Genomic DNA, 16,620 nt, shown 5'->3' with positions numbered 1-16,620 from the left:
CATGCTGGCAGAAGCTTTCCCCACGGCCCACGACGCCCCACCTGCGAAGCAGTCGGCGCAGCCCGCCATGGTCGGCATCGTGCACTACCTGCGCGAGCGGCGGCTGCAGCCGGGCGACCGGCTGCCGTCCGAACGCGACTTCGCCGAACGCCTGGGCGTCGGCCGCAATGCCGTGCGCGAGGCACTGGCCACGCTGGTGGCGCTGCGCGTGGTCGATTCGCGGCCCAACTCGGGCATCTACCTGCGCCACATGGCCAAGGAAAGCAGCTTCGAGGCGCTGGTCATGCTGACCGGCCTGGGCGAGACGCCGACCGCGAACGAGGTGGCCGAGACCACCGAGGTGCGCGCCCACCTGGAGGTGCTGGCCGCCGGCCTGGCCTGCCAACGCCGCAGCGACGCCGACCTGCAGCGCCTGCATGGCATCCAGCAGCGCACCGAGCAGCTGCTGGCCGAGGGAGGCAACATCGCCGCGCAGGACACGCAGTTCCACCTGGCGGTGGCGGACGCCACCCACAACTCGGTGCTGGTGCGGGTGCTGAACGCGTTCTACGAGTTCACGGCCGGCCGGCGCGCCGTCTGGTTCCAGGACCGCGCCGAAGGCGCGGCCTCGGCCGCCGAGCACCGGCAGATGGTCGCGTGCATCGAACGGCGCGACACCGCCGCCGCCCAGGCGCTGGTGCTGGGGCACATGCACCGCGCCAGCCGCCACTGGCACCAGTTGCTCGACAGCCCCGGCGACCGGCCCGCCCCGCCCTGATCGACGCCCCTCCTCCGTTCCCCATCCCCACGAGAAACGACATGACCCAGTCCCGCATCCTTCGCCGCCACGCGCTGGCACTCGCCCTGCTGGCCGCCGCCCTGCCGGCCGCCGCGCAGACCTACCCCAGCAAGCCGATCCGCGTCATCGTGCCGTACGCGGCCGGCGGCAGCACCGACCAGTTGGCGCGTGCCGTGCAGCAGCCATTGGCGGAGGCGCTGGGCCAGCCCGTCATCATCGACAACCGCCCCGGCGCCGGCGGCGCCATCGGCACCGACATGGTGGCCAAGGCCGCGCCCGACGGCTACACGCTGGTCTTCGGCAACAGCGGCCCCAGCGCATTGCTGTCCCTCATGCGCAAGACGCCGTACGACGAAGTGCGCGACTTCCGCCCGATCTCCACCGTGGCGTTCACGCCCATGATCCTGGCCGTGCCGGCCGATCTGCCGGTGGGCACCGTCCAGGAGTTCGTCGCCTATGTGAAGAAGCAGGACGGCAAGCTCAACATCGGCTCGGTGGGCAACGGCTCGTTCTCGCACCTCACCAGCGAATACTTCAACACGGCCGCCGGCATCCGCCTGGTGCACGTGCCCTACAACGGCGGCGCGCCGCTGACCACCGCCATGCTCGGCGGGCAGGTGCAGGCCAGCTTCGTGACGGGGCTGGACGGCGCCACCATGCTGGCCACCGGCAAGGTCAAGTACCTGGGCGTGAGCACGCTCAAGGCCACGCCCGTGGTGCCCGGCGTGCCCGCCATCGCCGATGCGCTGCCGGGCTTCCAGAGCGCGGCCTGGTTCGGCCTGCTCGCGCCCAAGGGCACGCCCGACGAGATCGTCCAGAAGCTGAACGCGGCGGTGGTCGCGGCCGTGGCGCGGCCGGAGATCCACAAGCTCTTCACCGGCCGCAACGTGGAAGCGCGCAGCAGCACGCCGGCCGAGATGGAGAAGCTGATCGGCGACGAGATCCAGCAGTGGAAGCCCGTGATCCACGGCGCCCGCATCGAGATGTGAAGCACCGAGGCGATATGCACAGCAACGACATCCAGAGCCGCCTGGCGGACTTTCCCGAACACCAGCCGCGCCCCGCCGGCGCCCCGCTGCCGCTGGCCGGCATCCGCGTGGTGGACTTCACGCACTTCATCGCCGGCCCGCTGGCCACCATGATCCTGGCCGACATGGGCGCCGAGGTCATCAAGGTCGAGGCCATCGGCCAGGGCGATGCCTACCGCTACTACCCCCCGGCACATCCCGACGACCCCACGCTGGGCGGGCCCTACCTCTGGTGCAACCGCAACAAGCAGAGCATCGCGCTGGACCTCAAGAGCGCTGAAGGCCAGCAGATCGCCCGCGAGCTGATCGCCGATGCCGACGTGGTGGCCGAGAACTTCAGCACCGGCGTGATGGAGCGCCTGGGCCTGGGCTACGAGGCCCTGAAGGCGCAGAACCCGCGGCTGGTCTATGCCTCGGTGTCGGCCTACGGGCGCGAGGGCGCATTCGCCGACCGCCTGGGGTTCGACCCGATCGCCCAGGTCGAGAGCGGCTTCGTCTCCATGAACGGCTACGCCGACCGCGAGGGCGTGCGCGCGCTGTCGCCGGTCATGGACATCAGCACCGCCATGATGGCCGGCAACGCCATCCTGGGCGCGCTGATGGCGCGCGAGCGCCACGGCATCGGCCAGCAGGTGGACGTGGCCCTGTTCGACAACGCCGTGCTGATGACGGGCTACGCCAGCGTGCAGCACCTGTTCAGCGGCGAGGAGCCGCAGCGCCATGGCAACACCAGTCCGGACACCTGCCCGTCGGGCGTGTTCCACGCCAGCGACGGTGCCTTCTACATCAACTGCGGCAACAGCAAGATCTTCCAGCGCCTGATGACCCAGGTGGTGGAGCGGCCCGACCTGGCCGCCGCGCCCGAGTACGCCACGCCCAAGGACCGCATCGCTCGCCGCGAGGAGCTGTTCGCCATCCTCGGCCAGGCCTTCGCCCGGCAGCCGTGGAGCCACTGGCAGCCGCGCATGCGGGCTGCCGCGATCCCCTGCGGCCAGGTCCGCAGCGTGGGCCAGGCGCTGCGCTCGCCCGAGGCGGTCGAGCGCCGCCTGGTGAGCCGCGTGGCCCATCCGCAGCACGGCTGGGTGCCCAACGTGGCCTCGCCGATCCGCTATTCGGCAACGCCCGTGGCCGACCCCGTGGCCGCGCCCGACATCGGCCAGCACACGGAGCAGATCCTGCGCGACAGGCTGGGCTACAGCGCCGAGCGCATCGCTGCGCTGGCGCAGGCCGGCGCCATCGACACGGCGAAGGCGCGATGAGCGCAGCGGCGCGCACGCTGCGCGGCCAGGTCGCCGTGGCGGGCATCGGCGAGACGCCTTACTACAAGCATGGCGGCTCGCCCGACCCCGAGTTCAAGCTCGTGCTCAAGGCCATCCTCGCGGCCTGCCGGGACGCGGGCATCGACCCGCGCACGGTCGACGGCTTCGCCTCGTACAGCAACGACCGCAGCGACCCGGCGCGCCTGGCGGCCGCGCTGGGCGTGCGCCAGCTGCGCTCGGCCACCATGCAGTGGGGCGGCGGCGGTGGCGGCTGCTGCGCGGCCGTGGCGAACGGTGCGGCCGCCATCCACGCCGGCCTGGCCGACTGCGTGGTGGTCTACCGCGGCCTGGCCCAGGGCCAATTCGGCCGCTTCGGCCAGAGCGGTGGCGAGCCCACCGTCAGCGGCGACATGGCCTACCAGATGCCCTACGGCGTGCTGGCGCCGCCGCAGAAGTTCGCCATGCGCGTGCAGCGCTACCTGCACGAGCACGGCATCGAGCGCCCAGCGCTGCGGGCCATCGCCATGGCCTCCTACCACCATGCGCAGGCCAATCCACGCGCCGTGATGCACGGCAGGCCGCTGGACGAAGCCCGCTACGAAGCGGCGCGCTGGATCGTCGAGCCGCTGCGGCTGTTCGATTGCTGCATGGAGAACGACGGCGCCGCGGCGGTGCTGCTGGTGTCGGCCGAGCGCGCGCGCACGCTGGCGCCCAAGCCGGCCTACATCCTGGGTGCAGCGACGGGCGCGGAGTACCGTGCCGCGGCATCGCCCCATGCCGCGCCGCGCTATGCCAGCGCCAACTACAGCGGCGTGGCCGCCGACCTGTACCGCATGGCCGACCTGGGCCCGCAGGACGTCGGCGTGGTGCAGAGCTACGAGAACTTCACGGGCGGCGTGGTCATGGCGCTGGCCGAGCACGGCTTCTTCGCGCCCGAGGAGGCCAACGACTTCCTGCGCACCGAGAACCTGCTGGCCCCCGATGGCCGGCTGCCGCTGAACACCAGCGGCGGCAACCTGGCCGAGTGCTACATGCACGGCTTCGAGCTGGTGCTGGAGGCCGTGCGCCAGGTGCGCGGCACCTCCACCAGCCAGGCGCGCCGCAGCGATGTGGCGCTGGTCATCGGCGGCCCCATGGTCTCGCCCGCCAGCAACCTGCTGCTGGGATCGGAGAACACGCTGTGAGCACGACGACCTACCTGCCGCCCGGACTGCCCGCGCCCGTGCCCGAATCCGACGACCTCTCCAAGCCCTACTGGGACGGCCTGCGCGAGGGCCGGCTGCGCGTGCAGCGCTGCAGCGCCTGCCAGGCCTGGCAGTTCGGGCCCGAATGGATCTGCCACCAGTGCCACACCTTCGATCCGGCCTGGGTCGACGTGGTGCCGCAAGGGCGCATCTTCAGCTGGGAGCGCGTCTGGCACCCCTCGCATGCCTGCCTGAAGGGCCACGGCCCCTACCTCGTGGTGCTGGTCGAACTGCCGGAGGCCGGCGGCCTGCGCATGCTGGGCAACCTGCTGGGCGACCCGCTGCAGGAGGTGCACATCGGCGCGCCCGTCACCGGCGTCTTCGAACACCACTCCCACCCCTTTCCCCACACCCTGCTGCAATGGACCACTCCCACCTGAACCCCGCCGGCCCGCTGACCGGCTTGCGCGTCGTCGAGTTCGCCGGCATCGGCCCCGGGCCGTTCGCCTGCATGCTGCTGTCCGACATGGGCGCGGACGTCGTCACCGTCGACCGACCGGACAAGACACTGGGCGACCGCCAGAACATCGTCGGCCGTGGCCGCTCGGTGGTGCAGGCCGACCTCAAGGACCCGGATGCACGCGGCCAGGTGCTGGCCCTGCTGGCACAGGCCGACGTGCTGGTCGAGGGCTTTCGCCCCGGCGTGATGGAACGCCTGGGCCTGGGGCCCGACGCCGTGGCCGCCCTGAACCCGCGCCTGGTCTACGGCCGCATCACCGGCTGGGGCCAGACCGGCCCGCTGGCCAAGGCGGCCGGCCACGACATCAACTACATCGCGCTGACCGGCGCGCTGCACGCCATCGGGCCGAAGGACGGACCACCGTGCCCGCCGCTGAACCTCGTGGGCGACTACGCCGGCGGCAGCCTGTACCTGGTCAGCGGCATCCTGGCGGCGCTGCACGAGCGCCAGCGCTCGGGCCGCGGCCAGGTGGTCGACGCCGCCATCACCGACGGCACCATCTCGCTGATGAGCACCTTCGCCACGATGGCGCTGCGCGGCAGCTTCGTGGAGCAGCGCGGCAGCAACCTGCTGGACGGCGGCGCGCCCTACTACGGCAGCTACCGCACGTCCGACGGCGAGTACGTGAGCATCGGGCCCATCGAGCCGCAGTTCTTCGCGCAGCTGTGCGAACGCATCGGCGTGGCCGAGGATCTGCGCGGATCGCAGGCCGACCGTGCGGCATGGCCCGCGCTGCGGGCCGAGTTCGAGCGCCTTTTCGCCACGCGCACGCAGGCCGCGTGGTGCGCACTGCTGGAGGGCAGCGACGCCTGCTTCGCACCGGTGCTGCCGCTCAGCCAGGCGCGCGAACACCCGCACAACCGCGCCCGCGCGGCGTTCGTGGACGTGCAGGGCGTGGTGCAGCCGGCCCCTGCGCCACGCTTCTCGCGCACGCCGTCGCAGGTTCAGGGGCTGGCGCCCACGCACGCCAGCACGGTCGAAGCCGTCCTACGGCGCTGGCCGGCCAGCTGAGCTGTGCCCGCTTCGGGCTTGCTCTCATTGGTCCAACCATTTAACATTGCGCATCCATCCTACCGAGAAACCCATGGACTTCAACCTCCCCCCGGACGCCGCCGAGATGCAGGCCGCCACGCGCAAGGTGGTCGACGAGCTGCTGCAGCTCGAGCCCCAGTACCACGCCACCGGCCAGGTGCCAGATGCCGTCGAAGACGCGCTGCGCGCGATGGGCTTCTACGGCATGTCCATCCCCGAGGCCTATGGCGGCAACCCGCTGGACCGCATCACCAGCACCGCGATCCAGCTCGAACTGGGGCGGCTGCCGCCGCAGTTCTGGCCGTTCGTGCGGTCCGCGCTCGGCCCGGGCGTGCACATCATCGTGGACCACGGTTCGGAGGAGGTGAAGCGGCAGTGGCTGCCCGGCATCGCCGCCGGCACCTCGCGCAACTGCATCGCCATCACCGAGCCGCATGCGGGCTCCGACGCCGCCAAGATGAGCACCACCGCCGTGCGCGACGGCGACCACTACGTGCTCAACGGCAGCAAGGTCTTCATCTCCAACGCCAACCACTGCCAGAGCGTGACCGTGCTGGCCTCCACCGACCGCAGCCAGGGCAAGAACGGCATCTCGGCCTTCCTGCTGGACACGCGCACGCCCGGCTTCCGGGTGGCGCGCACCATGCCCACCATGGGCTGGATGGACGACAGCCTGTGCGAGGTCACGTTCACCGACTGCCGCATTCCCGCCAGCCACCTGCTGGGCGAGGAAGGCCGTGGCCTGGGCTACGCCATGTCGGGCCTGAACGAAGGGCGGCTGAACGTGGGCTGCCAGGCGCTGGGCCCGGCCACCATCGCGCTGGAACAGACCATCGAGCACGCCAAGACCCGCGTCACCTTCGGCCAGGCGCTGGCCGAGCACCAGGCCATCCAGCACATGATCGCGGACATGGCCATGGACCTGCACGCCGCGCGCATGGTGCTGTGGGAAGCCGTGTGGCGCGCCGCACGCGGCGAGGACGCGCGGCTGAAGGCCTCCATGGTCAAGGTGATCTGCACCGAGGCGGCCTGCCGCATCGCCGACAAGGCGCTGCAGATCTTCGGCGGCTCGGGCTACTGCCGCGGCACCGTGGTCGAGCGCGTGTACCGCGACCTGCGGGTGCTGCGCATCTACGAAGGCGCCTCGGAGATCCACCGCAACATGATCGCGCGGCAGCTGCTGCATTGATCCAGCGGCATGTGCGCGGCCCGGGCGGCGCCCGAAGCCGCTCGCTCCGCCGCCGAAGGTACGCCGAACAGCGCACGCCACGGCGACCTTGCATCGCCCCCCGGACTTTGGTGAGACGCGGCGCAGCGCCCAGGCCGCCAGGCCGGGGCATCGTGCCCGCCTGGCCGCATCACAGCTGCGCGCGGCCGTGCGTCAGCACCGTCACGTCGCGCTCGACCAGCCGGCCACGGAATGCCAGCGCGCCGCCCTCCAGGCGCCAGGCCTCCAGGCGCAGCGTCTCGCCCGGGTATACGGGCGCCGACAGGCGCGCGCGGATGGCCTTCAGGCGCGCCGGGTCGTAGCCGCACAAGCCCTTGACCAGCCCGTGGCAGGCCACGCCGAAGGTCGCCAGCCCGTGCAGGATGGGCCGGGGAAAGCCGGCCCTGGCGGCGAAGGCCGGGTCGGCATGCAGGGGATTGATGTCGCCCGAGAGCCGGTACAGCAGCGCGGCATCGGGGCGCGTCGGCAGGTCCAGCACGAGGTCGGGCGCGGTCTCCGGTGTGGCCGGTAGCGGCGTGGCGGGCGCGTCGCCACCGCCCCGCGCAGAAAAGCCGCCATCGCCGCGCAGGAACAGCACCTGCTCGGTGGTGGCCAGCAGCTGGCCGTTGGCGGCGTCGGTCAGCGTCTTCTCCACGTGCATGACCGCGCCCTTGCCTTCGCCCTTGTCGACGATGCGCGTGACGCGGCTCTTGCCCACCACCGTCGCGGCGGCGGGCAGGGGCGCATGCAGGGTCACGCTCTGCTCGCCGTGCACGAGCTTGGTGAAGTCGATGCCCAGCTCGCTGCGTTCGCGCATCCAGAAGCCGGGCGAAGCCAGCACGGCGGCCATCGTGGGCAGCGTGACCAGGTCCTTCTCGTAGGTGAAGCGCAGCTGGGCCGCGTCCAGCGGGTCGGCGCCCAGGCCGACGCCGAGAGCGTAGAGGATGCTGTCCTTGTGGGTGTAGCTGTGGCGCACGTCGTCCGATTGCCAGGCGCGCGTCTTGTCGAAGTCGATCATGGGAAAGCCCGTTCAGTTGGGAGAAGTCGGGGTGGCAGGCCACTGGAACTGCGGCGCCTCCTTGGCGGCGAAGCGGCGCACGGCTTCGCGCGCATAGTCGCTGCCGCTGGCGATGGCCTGGCCGGCCGCCTCCATGTCCAGCATGGCGCCCAGCTCGCTTTGCAGCGACGACTGCAGCGCGCGCTTGGACAGGCCCATGGCCAGCGCCGATGCGCCGCAGAAGCTGCGGGCGATGGCGGTGGCGCGCGGCAGCAGCAGATCCGGCGCCATCGCCTCGAACGCCAGGCCGAAGCGCAGTGCCTCCGCGGCGCCGATCTCGCGCGCGGAGTAGATCAACTCCTTGGCCCGCTGCAGGCCGACCACGCGCGGCAGCGTGTACCAGGCGCCCAGGTCGGGCACCAGGCCGATGCGGTGGAACACCATGGCCATGCGCACGCGGTCGCTGACCAGCACGATGTCCGCAGCCAGGGCCATGCTGAAGCCGGCGCCGTAGGCCACGCCGTCGATCGCGGCGACCAGGGGCTTGTCCAGCCCCAGCAGGGCCATCGTGAGTTGGCGGTAACGCTGCATGCCGGCGCGCCGCTGCTCGGTGCTGCGCGTGGCGCCCTGCCCCATGCCCTTGACGTCGCCGCCCGCGCAGAAGCTGCCGCCCGCGCCGGTCAGCACGATGGCGCCCACGCGGCCATCGCGCTGCAGCGCGTCGAGCGCGGCCAGCAGCTCGTCGGCCATCTGGGGCGACAAGGCGTTCCTGGCCTCCGGGCGGTCGAGGGTGATGGTGGCCACGCCGTCGCCGTGCGTGACCTTCAAGGTCGGTGCGCTCACGGTGCGGCGCCCTCCAGCGCGATCGAGACCGGGACCCCGTCGCGCACGACGTCGCAATACTCGGTCATGCCCAGCGCCCGCAGGTCGCCGCAGCGGTACTCGCTCATGCTTTCGGTGATGCGGGTGTAGTTGCGGGCGTCGCCGCCCACGCGCTTGTGCCGCAGCGGCACGGTGGCCAGCACCCGCGCGCTCAGGGTGTAGCGGCCCTCGCGCGTGACCACCTCGGCGGTCAGCGCGCGCGGCATGAACTGCCCGTCGTAGTCGGTGTCGATCCGGCCGTCGATCACCTCCTCGTAGACGCCATTGCGCAGCACGTTGCCGCTGATGCGGTGGGGCCCGCTGTCGGGCCGGCCCTTGATGGACAGCAGCACGCCGAAATCGCGGTCGAACGTGACCGGCAGCCACTTGTACCAATAGAAGCTGTGCCAGTGCCGCGGGCCCCAGCTCTTGTCGCGGTAGCCGGTACCGTTGGCGATGGCGTGGCGCACGCCGTCGACGGTCACCTGGCCATGGACGGCCATGTTCTGCTCGGTATGGCCGCGGTACACCGCCTGCTCGGGGTCGAGCACGATGGGCGAGCCGTCCAGCGCCACGATCTCGCCGCCGTGCATGGGCGAGACGCCCTCGAATTCCAGCTCGATCGACGCCGGCCGCTTGGGATGGCGCTTGAACGCGCTGCCCGGGTCGGCCATCGCCAGCGGGTCGTCCATCAGCAGCAGATCGCCCGCGTAGCGCACGCGCAGGCGCTTGAACGGCTCCAGCACCTCGATGCGCAGGCCGCCGGCGTCCATGGCCCGGTTGTCGGCGATCGCGGGGCGTGCGTGCATGAAGCCGACGCGGCCATCGGGCAGGTAGACGCAGCAGCTCATCTCGGCATGGCCTTCGTGGGGCCGGTTGCCCAGGCGCAGCCACAGCCCCAGGCCGGCGCCGGCATCGAAGGCATTGAAGTACATGCTTTCGTTGTAGTTGGCGGCGGCCTCGGGCGTGTGCGTGTATTCGTCGATCGGGTCCAACCGCAGCCGGCTGTCGGGAGGCATGTACATCCGGGTCTCCTTGGGTTCAGGCCATGGGTCGGTGCGGCGGCGCGGACCCGGCCGTCGCGCACGCGCACGCGGCCAGCAGTCCAACGCCTGGCTGCACCGTCACAGGCTGATGTGGAAACCGCCGTTGACCGCCAGGTGCTGCCCGGTCACGTAGCTGGCGCCGTCGGACAGCAGGAAACACACGGTCTTGACCACCTCTTCAGGTGTCGACCAGCGGCCCATCGGGATCTGCGCCAGCATCCCGTCGCGGAATTTCTCGCCGCGCACCACTTCGGTCATGGGCGTCTCCACGACACCGAAGCAGATCGAGTTGCTGCGGATGTTGTGCTTGCTCCACTCGCGCGCAGCGGTCATGGTCATGCCCAGCATGCCGGCCTTGGCCGCGGCGTAGTTGATCTGGCCGATGGAGCCCTTGCGCCCTGCGTCCGACGAGATGTTGACGATGGAGCCACCCGTCCGGTCGCCGCCCTTGGCGCGCTCCAGCATGTGGCGGCCCACGGCCTGCGTCCAGAAGAAGGTGCCGGTCAGGTGCACGTCGATGACGTCCTGCCACTGCCTGGCGGTCATCTTGTCGATCATGGCCGGGCGCGTGATGCCGGCGTTGTTGACCAGCCCGTGCACGGCGCCGAAGCGCGCCACGGCGTCGGAGACCGCGCGTGCCGCCAGGTCGGCGTCGACGACGCTGCCGACCACGGCCAGCACGCGGTCCTGCGGCAGGGGGGCCAGCGCGGCCTGCAAGGTCTCGCCGTTGAGGTCCACGGCGACCACGTTGCCGCCGAGCGCGATGGTCAGTTCCGCAAGAGCCTTGCCGATGCCTTGTCCGGCACCGGTGACAACCACGGTGCGGCCTTCGAGCGAGACGATGGGAGCGGCAGAGGACATGTGTTTCCTTGTTTGATGGTAGAACCAATGATACGATCAACGGCGTTCCAACGTCAACACGAGACCTCCATGACCATCCGCAGACGCGCCTGCATCGCCGGCGCCTACGAACACCCCACCCGCAAGGCGCCCGACAAGACCGTCGCCCAACTGCATGCCGAATGCGCGCGCGGTGCGCTGGCTGACGCCGGCCTCACGCTGCAGGACGTGGACGGGTACTTCTGCGCCGGCGATGCGCCGGGCCTGGGCGCCAACAGCATGGCCGACTACCTGGGCCTGAAACTGCGCCATGTGGACAGCACCGACACCGGCGGTTCGGCCTACCTGATCCATGTCGCCCACGCAGCCCAGGCCATCGCCATGGGCAAGTGCAACGTCGCCCTGATCACGCTGGCCGGGCGCCCGCGCAGCGAAGGCTCCACCGGCGTGGCGCCGCGCATCGTGGCCGCGGGCACGCCCGACGTGCCCTGGGAGATGCCGTACGGTCCCGTCACCGTCAACATGTACGCGCTGGCGGCGGCGCGGCACATGCACGAGTACGGCACCACCGCCGAGCAACTGGCCTGGATCAAGGTGGCCGCCTCCACCCATGCGCAGCACAATCCGCACGCCATGCTGCGCGACGTGGTCACCGTGGAGGACGTGCTGGCCTCCCCGATGATCAGCGACCCGCTGCGCAAGCTGGACTGCTGCGTCGTCAGCGACGGCGGTGGCGCGCTCGTGGTCACGCGCCCGGAGATCGCCCGCGCGCTGAAGCGGCCCGTGGTCAACGTGCTGGGCGCCGGCGAGACCATCAAGGGCCAGCTCGGTGGACAGGTGGACCTGACCTGGTCGGGCGCGGCGCTGTCCGGCCCGCGCGCCTTCGAGGAAGCCGGCGTGCTGCCGGCAGACATCCAGTACGCATCGATCTACGACAGCTTCACCATCACCGTGCTGATGCAGCTGGAAGACCTGGGCTTCTGCAAGAAGGGCGAAGGTGGCCGCTTCGTCGCCGACGGCAACTTGATCTCGGGCGTGGGCAGGCTGCCCTTCAACACCGACGGGGGCGGCCTGTGCAACAACCATCCGGCCAACCGCGGCGGCATCACCAAGGTGATCGAGGCGGTGCGCCAGCTGCGCGGCGAAGCCCATCCGAAGGTGCAGGTGCCGGGCTGCGCGCTGGCACTGGCCCAAGGCACGGGCGGCCTGCTGGGCTCGCGCCACGGCAGCGCCACACTGATCATGGAACGGGAGTGAACACGATGACCACGATGCACCAGGACCGGCCGCTCGCGGCCAACGCCATCGACGCGGCGACCGAACCATTCTTCGCAGGCGCCCGGGACGGCGTGCTGCGGCTGCGCCGCTGCACGGACTGCCGCAAGCCGCACTGGTACCCGCGGCCGGTGTGCCCGTTCTGCATGGGCGACACCGCGTGGGAAGACACCAAGGGCGCCGGCACCATCTACAGCGTGAGCGTGACGCGCCGCGCCGGCCCCATCCCCTATGCGATCGCCTACGTGACGCTGGACGAGGGCGTGACCATGCTGACCAACATCGTCGACTGCGATCTCGATGCGCTGCGCATCGGCCAGCGCGTGCAGGTCTGCTTCAAGCCGGCCGAAGGCGGCGGCGCGGTGCCCATGTTCACGCCCGCGTGAGGTCGCGCATGCTGCAATTGCAAACCCTCGATTTCACGGTGGAAGACGGCATCGGCTGGATCCGCCTGAACCGGCCGAAGAAGCGCAACCCGTTCGACAGCGAACTGCGCGAAGACCTGATCCAGGTGCTGGACCGCGTGCGCGCCGACCTCGGCATCCGGGTGGTGGTGCTCGCGGGGACGCCCGGCGCGTTCTGCGCGGGCGGCAGCCTGCAGTTCATCCAGGAGCAGCTCGACGCCGGGCCGGCCTACTGGCAGCAGCGCCTGCAGTCGGGCCTGCGCCTGATCAACGACCTGCTGCACCTGACGCGCCCGCTGATCGCGGTGGTGGACGGGCCGGCCTTCGGCGCCGGCTTCACGCTCGCGCTGACGGCCGACATCGTGCTGGCCTCGCCACAGGCGCGGTTCGCCATGTCCTACCTCAAGCTGGGCGTGGTGCCCGACCTCGGGCCGACCTACCTGCTGCCGCGCATGGTGGGCCTGCAGCGCGCCAAGGAGCTGATCTTCTCGGCGCGCGAACTCGATGCCGAGGAGGCCCGCGCGATGGGCCTGGTGATGGAAGTGCACGCCAGCGACGACATCGAGGCGCGCGCCCGCGACATCGCCCTGCGGCTCACGCACGCATCGCCGACCGCGCTGGGCCTGACCAAGGCGGCGCTCAACGCGTCGCTGGATTCCGACCAGCACACCATGTTCACGCTGGAGGCGAACAGCCAGGGCGCAGCCTTCGCGGCGCCGGAACCGCGGCTGGCGGTCGCGGCCATGCTGGCCAAGCGGCCGCCGCCCTACACCGGCTTCGGGCCGGCACCCGAGGCCGGCGCACGCTGACGGGCTGGACCCGCGCCACCCGGTAGCGCGGGCTTCGCGGCTCACTCTTCCTTGATGTTGGCGTCCTTGATGATGGCGGCCCAGCCCTCGGACTCCTGGGTGATGCGCGCCTTCATCTGCTCGGGCGTGCTGCCCACAGGCAGGCCGCCCGCGGTTTCGAAGCGGGCCCGCAACTCCGGCTGCTGCAGCGCCTTGCCGATGGCATCGTTCAGCCGCGCGACCACGTCCTTGGGCGTGGCGGCCGGCGCGAACAACCCGAACCAGACATCGGCCTGGAAGTTCGGCAGGGTCTGGGCGATCGGCACGCCGCCCGGCACCAGCGGCGACGGCTGCGCCGAGCTGACGCCCAGCAACCGCACCCGGCCTTCCTTGATGAAGGCGTTCATCTGGGCCGAACTGGTGGACAGCAGCATCTGCACCTCGCCGGACAACACCGCCTGCGTGGTCGGCGCCTGGCCCTTGTAGGGAATGTGCTCCAGCGCCAGGCCCGCCGCCCGCGCGAACTGCACGGTGGCCAGGTGGCCGAACGAGGCCGGACCGGCGCTGGCGTAGTTGATCTTCCCGGGGTTGGCGCGGGCGTAGGCGATGAACTCCGGCAGCGTCCTGGCCGGCACGGACGGGTTGACCACGAGCACCATGGGCTGCAGCGACACCAGCGACACCGGCGCGAAGTCGGTCAACGGCGCGTAGCCCGCATCCCGGGTGATGTGCGGGGAGATCACCAGCCCGTTGTTGGGAAACAGCAGCGTGTAGCCGTCCGCCGGGGCCCGCGCCACCAGCTTGGCCCCCAGCATGGCCGAGGCGCCCGGCCGGTTCTCCACGATCACCGGCTGGCCCAGCAGTTTTTGCAGCGGGTCTTGCAGCGCGCGCGCCAGCACGTCGGTGGTGCCGCCCGGCGGGTACGGCACGACGATGGTGATGGGTCGGCTGGGGAAGTTCTGTGCCGCCACCCAGGCGGGCAGCGCGGCGGCAGCCGCGAGCAGGACCAGGGCGCCGCGGCGCCGTAGCGGATGGGGATGCATGTCGGTCTCCTCGTTGTCGTGGGGGCGGTTCAGGCCTGCTCGGCGGGCGCGCACCAGTGCACGGCGCCTTCGGCGCACAGGGCTTCGATCTCGGCTTCGCCCAGCCCCAGCGATTGCAGCAGCGCCGGACCGTCCGCGCCGAGTTCGGGCACGCTGTCGCGCGCATGTGCCGCCGTGTGGTGGAAGCGGAATGCAGGGTTGGGCACCTGGAACGCGCCGGCTCCGTCGTGGATCGTCTGCAGCGCGCCGCGCCCGGCGACGGGTGGCAGCTGCATGGCCTCGCGGATGTTGAAGTAGCGCGAACTGGGCACGCCGCCCGCGTTCATCGCCTCTTCGCATTGCGCTGCCGTGCGGCTGGCGGCCCAGTCGTCCAGCAGCGCCATGAGTTCGCCCCAGTGGTGTTCGCGCGCATGGATGGTGGCAAAACGCGGATCGGCAATCCATTCCGGATGGCCGGCCACGCGCGCCATGGCCTCGAAGTTGTTCTGGCTCACGGGCGCGATCAGCAGGAAGCCGTCGCTCGCCTTGGTGGGCTGGTACAGCGGGCGCCGGCGTTCGGCGGGAAACTGCGCCTCCTGGCATTCATAGACCAGCATGCCCACCATGGCGTCCATCAACGACAGGTCGACCTGGTCGCCTTGCCCGGTGCGCGCAGCGCGCAGCAGCGCCGCCTGGATCGCGCCGAAGGCCAGCGAACCGCCCAGCACATCGGCGATGAAGATGCCGTTCTTCAAAGGCCGCTCGATGCCGTCCTGGTAGCCCAGGTTGGCCAGGTCGAAGCCGCAGGCCGCGTGCAGCACCGGTGCGTAGGCACTGCGCCCGGCCCACTCGCCCGTCTGGCCGAAGCCCGAGATGGAGCAGTACACGAGCTTGGGGTTGAGCGCCGACAGCGTGGCGTAGTCCAGCCCCAGGCGTTGCATGACACCCGGGCGGTAGTTCTCGACCAGCACGTCTGCGGTCGCCACCAGCTGCTTGACCAGCGCGACGGCGGACTTCTTCTTGAGGTCCAGCGCCAGGCTTTTCTTGCCGCAGTTGAGCTGCGCGAAATAGGTGCTGTGGCCCTCGCGACGCGGCGGCCGGCTGCGGATGTGGTCGCCCTCGGGCGGCTCGATCTTGATGACCTCGGCGCCCATGTCGGCCAGCAGCCGCGTGGCGTAGGGGCCGGACATCATGGCCGTGAAGTCGATGACGCGCACGCCATCGAGGATGCCGGGACGGTCGGGGGGGGTCTGGGGCATGGCTCGTCTCTCGTCGGTATCGGTGGGGTGCCGGTAAGGGGGGCCAGCGCTCGCAGAACTGGCGCTGTGCCCTCGTCGGATGGCAGGTCGCGCCATGGGGCAGCCCTGCCCCACAGACCACGATGGTCCAACCATTGACGAATGTTATGCGCCGACGACGATGCTTGTCAACGCGTGCCGCGTGCAAAAAAAAGCCAGCCGCAAGCGGCTGGCCGGGGCGCTGGGGCAGCGCGTCGGGTGCGTCGGTTCAACCAGGTTCGGCGCGCGTCTTGCGCGCCGTCCTGGCGCTCCTGCCCACCGGCGACGGCGCCGTCGCGGCCACCTCCGCCGCGGCGGCCGCGGCATCGGCCTTGACTTCCACACGCGACAGGTAGCTGCGCTGCAGGCGCTTGAGGCTGGTTTCCATCTCCTCGACTGCGGCGGCCACGTTGCCCTCTTCCATGTGCTTCATGAACCGGCGGCGCGACGGCAGCACGAAGACGTTGCTGTAGTCGCCGATGGAATTGATGAAGTGCTGCAGCACGTCCAGCATGCCGTTCATCATGATCACCATGATGGGGTTGCCGGTCATGCGCGCCAGGATGCGGTGGAACTCCAGGTGCTTTTGCGCACGCAGCGGAAAGTTGCCTTGCGCATTGGCCTGGGCGGCCTCCTCGATGTTGTGGTGCAGCAGCTCCAGGTCTTGCGGCGTGGCGCGCACGCAGGCTTCGCGCACGATCACCGATTCGAGCCAGATCCGCGCCTCCGTCAGCTGGGCCGGCTGGATGGCGCCGACGTGGTACATGTCCAGCAGGCCCGTCACGATGGCTTGTCCGCTGCGTTCGCTGATGAAGGCGCCACCGCTGGCGCCCTTCTGCAGGCGGATCAGCCCGGCATGCTCGAGCGAGCGCAGTGCCTCGCGCAAGGTGTTGCGCGACACCCCGAACTGTTCCGACAAGGCGCGCTCGGCCGGCAGGCGGCTGCCGACCTTGAGGCGCCCGGCGATCAGTTCGTCGCGGATCTGCGTGGCAATCTCCTCGAAGGCGCGCGCCGACTTGATGGCGCTGAACGATGCGGACGGCTCGGCCTTCGGCGCGGCGTCGGCCGCGGCACTGTCGATTTTGGAACGGGGCACTGGACT

17 protein-coding genes are annotated in these 16,620 nt (G+C 70.7%); 10 read left to right on the top strand and 7 right to left on the bottom strand.

The genetic code is table 11. The features are described from left to right. Position 1 precedes the first annotated feature (1 nt). The 7 genes from ASF44_RS26600 to ASF44_RS26570 all read left to right on the top strand — a co-directional run bounded on the left by ASF44_RS26600 (position 2) and on the right by ASF44_RS26570 (position 6,990). Positions 2-757 (top strand): FadR/GntR family transcriptional regulator, encoded by a 756-nt coding sequence (locus ASF44_RS26600; protein WP_056902283.1) that lies wholly within the window; start codon positions 2-4, stop codon positions 755-757. A gap of 41 nt (positions 758-798) precedes the next feature. After that, positions 799-1,767 (top strand): tripartite tricarboxylate transporter substrate binding protein, encoded by a 969-nt coding sequence (locus ASF44_RS26595; protein WP_056902282.1) that lies wholly within the window; start codon positions 799-801, stop codon positions 1,765-1,767. A 14-nt stretch (positions 1,768-1,781) separates the two neighbouring features. After that, positions 1,782-3,065 carry a CaiB/BaiF CoA-transferase family protein gene (locus ASF44_RS26590; RefSeq protein WP_056902281.1) on the top strand — a complete coding sequence of 428 codons (1,284 nt, stop codon included), beginning with the start codon at positions 1,782-1,784 and terminating at the stop codon, positions 3,063-3,065. Further along, positions 3,062-4,249 (top strand): hypothetical protein, encoded by a 1,188-nt coding sequence (locus tag ASF44_RS26585; RefSeq protein WP_056902280.1) that lies wholly within the window; start codon positions 3,062-3,064, stop codon positions 4,247-4,249. The genes ASF44_RS26590 and ASF44_RS26585 overlap by 4 nt, the downstream gene beginning before the upstream one ends. Further along, on the top strand, positions 4,246-4,689 hold the full coding sequence (locus ASF44_RS26580; protein ID WP_082525060.1) for a Zn-ribbon domain-containing OB-fold protein: 444 nt from the start codon (positions 4,246-4,248) through the stop codon (positions 4,687-4,689). Before ASF44_RS26585 ends, ASF44_RS26580 begins: the two co-directional genes overlap by 4 nt. Further along, complete coding sequence (locus tag ASF44_RS26575; protein WP_056902279.1) at positions 4,671-5,780, top strand: CaiB/BaiF CoA-transferase family protein; 1,110 nt, start codon at positions 4,671-4,673, stop codon at positions 5,778-5,780. The genes ASF44_RS26580 and ASF44_RS26575 overlap by 19 nt, the downstream gene beginning before the upstream one ends. Positions 5,781-5,853: 73 nt before the next feature. Continuing rightward, positions 5,854-6,990 carry an acyl-CoA dehydrogenase family protein gene (locus tag ASF44_RS26570; RefSeq protein ID WP_056902278.1) on the top strand — a complete coding sequence of 379 codons (1,137 nt, stop codon included), beginning with the start codon at positions 5,854-5,856 and terminating at the stop codon, positions 6,988-6,990. Positions 6,991-7,159: 169 nt separating this feature from the next. Here the strand turns inward: ASF44_RS26570 and ASF44_RS26565 are convergent, their stop codons facing one another. The 4 genes from ASF44_RS26565 to ASF44_RS26550 all read right to left on the bottom strand — a co-directional run bounded on the left by ASF44_RS26565 (position 7,160) and on the right by ASF44_RS26550 (position 10,773). Beyond that, on the bottom strand, positions 7,160-8,026 hold the full coding sequence (locus ASF44_RS26565) for a MaoC/PaaZ C-terminal domain-containing protein (protein ID WP_056902277.1): 867 nt from the start codon (positions 8,024-8,026) through the stop codon (positions 7,160-7,162). A 12-nt stretch (positions 8,027-8,038) separates the two neighbouring features. Continuing rightward, positions 8,039-8,848, bottom strand: a complete 810-nt coding sequence (locus ASF44_RS26560) for an enoyl-CoA hydratase/isomerase family protein (RefSeq protein WP_056902276.1) — start codon at positions 8,846-8,848, stop codon at positions 8,039-8,041. Then, entirely contained in the window at positions 8,845-9,891 is a 1,047-nt protein-coding gene (locus ASF44_RS26555; protein WP_056902275.1) for a hypothetical protein, read from the bottom strand. The genes ASF44_RS26560 and ASF44_RS26555 overlap by 4 nt, the downstream gene beginning before the upstream one ends. Before the next feature lie 99 nt (positions 9,892-9,990). After that, the gene (locus ASF44_RS26550; protein WP_056902274.1) at positions 9,991-10,773 is read right to left on the bottom strand and encodes an SDR family NAD(P)-dependent oxidoreductase; all 783 of its coding nucleotides are present in this window, start codon (positions 10,771-10,773) and stop codon (positions 9,991-9,993) included. A 69-nt stretch (positions 10,774-10,842) separates the two neighbouring features. Here ASF44_RS26550 and ASF44_RS26545 point away from each other — a divergent pair, with 69 nt between their 5' ends. Genes ASF44_RS26545 through ASF44_RS26535 form a run of 3 tightly spaced genes read left to right on the top strand, consistent with a single transcriptional unit; the run spans position 10,843 to position 13,240 of the window. Beyond that, a complete protein-coding gene (locus ASF44_RS26545; protein WP_056902273.1) occupies positions 10,843-12,009 on the top strand; it encodes a thiolase domain-containing protein in 1,167 nt (388 codons plus the stop codon). Between the two features lie 5 nt (positions 12,010-12,014). Further along, entirely contained in the window at positions 12,015-12,413 is a 399-nt protein-coding gene (locus ASF44_RS26540) for a Zn-ribbon domain-containing OB-fold protein (RefSeq protein ID WP_056902342.1), read from the top strand. 8 nt (positions 12,414-12,421) lie between these two features. Continuing rightward, on the top strand, positions 12,422-13,240 hold the full coding sequence (locus tag ASF44_RS26535) for an enoyl-CoA hydratase/isomerase family protein (RefSeq protein ID WP_235579358.1): 819 nt from the start codon (positions 12,422-12,424) through the stop codon (positions 13,238-13,240). A 41-nt stretch (positions 13,241-13,281) separates the two neighbouring features. Here the strand turns inward: ASF44_RS26535 and ASF44_RS26530 are convergent, their stop codons facing one another. From ASF44_RS26530 to ASF44_RS26520, 3 genes are all read right to left on the bottom strand, one after another. Further along, positions 13,282-14,262: a tripartite tricarboxylate transporter substrate binding protein gene (locus ASF44_RS26530; RefSeq protein WP_156374715.1), complete on the bottom strand. Its 981-nt coding sequence runs from the start codon at positions 14,260-14,262 to the stop codon at positions 13,282-13,284. A 29-nt stretch (positions 14,263-14,291) separates the two neighbouring features. Continuing rightward, positions 14,292-15,500 (bottom strand): CaiB/BaiF CoA-transferase family protein, encoded by a 1,209-nt coding sequence (locus ASF44_RS26525; protein ID WP_056902270.1) that lies wholly within the window; start codon positions 15,498-15,500, stop codon positions 14,292-14,294. 247 nt (positions 15,501-15,747) lie between these two features. Then, positions 15,748-16,614: a FadR/GntR family transcriptional regulator gene (locus ASF44_RS26520; protein ID WP_235579357.1), complete on the bottom strand. Its 867-nt coding sequence runs from the start codon at positions 16,612-16,614 to the stop codon at positions 15,748-15,750. Positions 16,615-16,620 lie beyond the last annotated feature (6 nt).

Origin of the sequence: Pseudorhodoferax sp. Leaf274 (assembly GCF_001422445.1) — a bacterium.
Lineage (GTDB): Bacteria > Pseudomonadota > Gammaproteobacteria > Burkholderiales > Burkholderiaceae_C > Pseudorhodoferax.
The sequence above is the reverse complement of the archived record's forward strand: the minus strand, read 5'-3'. Positions and strand labels throughout refer to the sequence as shown.

Coding starts and splice junctions, on each gene's coding strand:
- ASF44_RS26545 (WP_056902273.1), top strand. CDS start 10,843: ATGACCATCCGCAGACGCGCCTGCATCGCCGGCGCCTACGAACACCCC.
- ASF44_RS26600 (WP_056902283.1), top strand. CDS start 2: ATGCTGGCAGAAGCTTTCCCCACGGCCCACGACGCCCCACCTGCGAAG.
- ASF44_RS26550 (WP_056902274.1), bottom strand. CDS start 10,773: ATGTCCTCTGCCGCTCCCATCGTCTCGCTCGAAGGCCGCACCGTGGTT.
- ASF44_RS26555 (WP_056902275.1), bottom strand. CDS start 9,891: ATGTACATGCCTCCCGACAGCCGGCTGCGGTTGGACCCGATCGACGAA.
- ASF44_RS26525 (WP_056902270.1), bottom strand. CDS start 15,500: ATGCCCCAGACCCCCCCCGACCGTCCCGGCATCCTCGATGGCGTGCGC.
- ASF44_RS26595 (WP_056902282.1), top strand. CDS start 799: ATGACCCAGTCCCGCATCCTTCGCCGCCACGCGCTGGCACTCGCCCTG.
- ASF44_RS26590 (WP_056902281.1), top strand. CDS start 1,782: ATGCACAGCAACGACATCCAGAGCCGCCTGGCGGACTTTCCCGAACAC.
- ASF44_RS26585 (WP_056902280.1), top strand. CDS start 3,062: ATGAGCGCAGCGGCGCGCACGCTGCGCGGCCAGGTCGCCGTGGCGGGC.
- ASF44_RS26570 (WP_056902278.1), top strand. CDS start 5,854: ATGGACTTCAACCTCCCCCCGGACGCCGCCGAGATGCAGGCCGCCACG.
- ASF44_RS26540 (WP_056902342.1), top strand. CDS start 12,015: ATGACCACGATGCACCAGGACCGGCCGCTCGCGGCCAACGCCATCGAC.
- ASF44_RS26535 (WP_235579358.1), top strand. CDS start 12,422: ATGCTGCAATTGCAAACCCTCGATTTCACGGTGGAAGACGGCATCGGC.
- ASF44_RS26575 (WP_056902279.1), top strand. CDS start 4,671: ATGGACCACTCCCACCTGAACCCCGCCGGCCCGCTGACCGGCTTGCGC.
- ASF44_RS26565 (WP_056902277.1), bottom strand. CDS start 8,026: ATGATCGACTTCGACAAGACGCGCGCCTGGCAATCGGACGACGTGCGC.
- ASF44_RS26530 (WP_156374715.1), bottom strand. CDS start 14,262: ATGCATCCCCATCCGCTACGGCGCCGCGGCGCCCTGGTCCTGCTCGCG.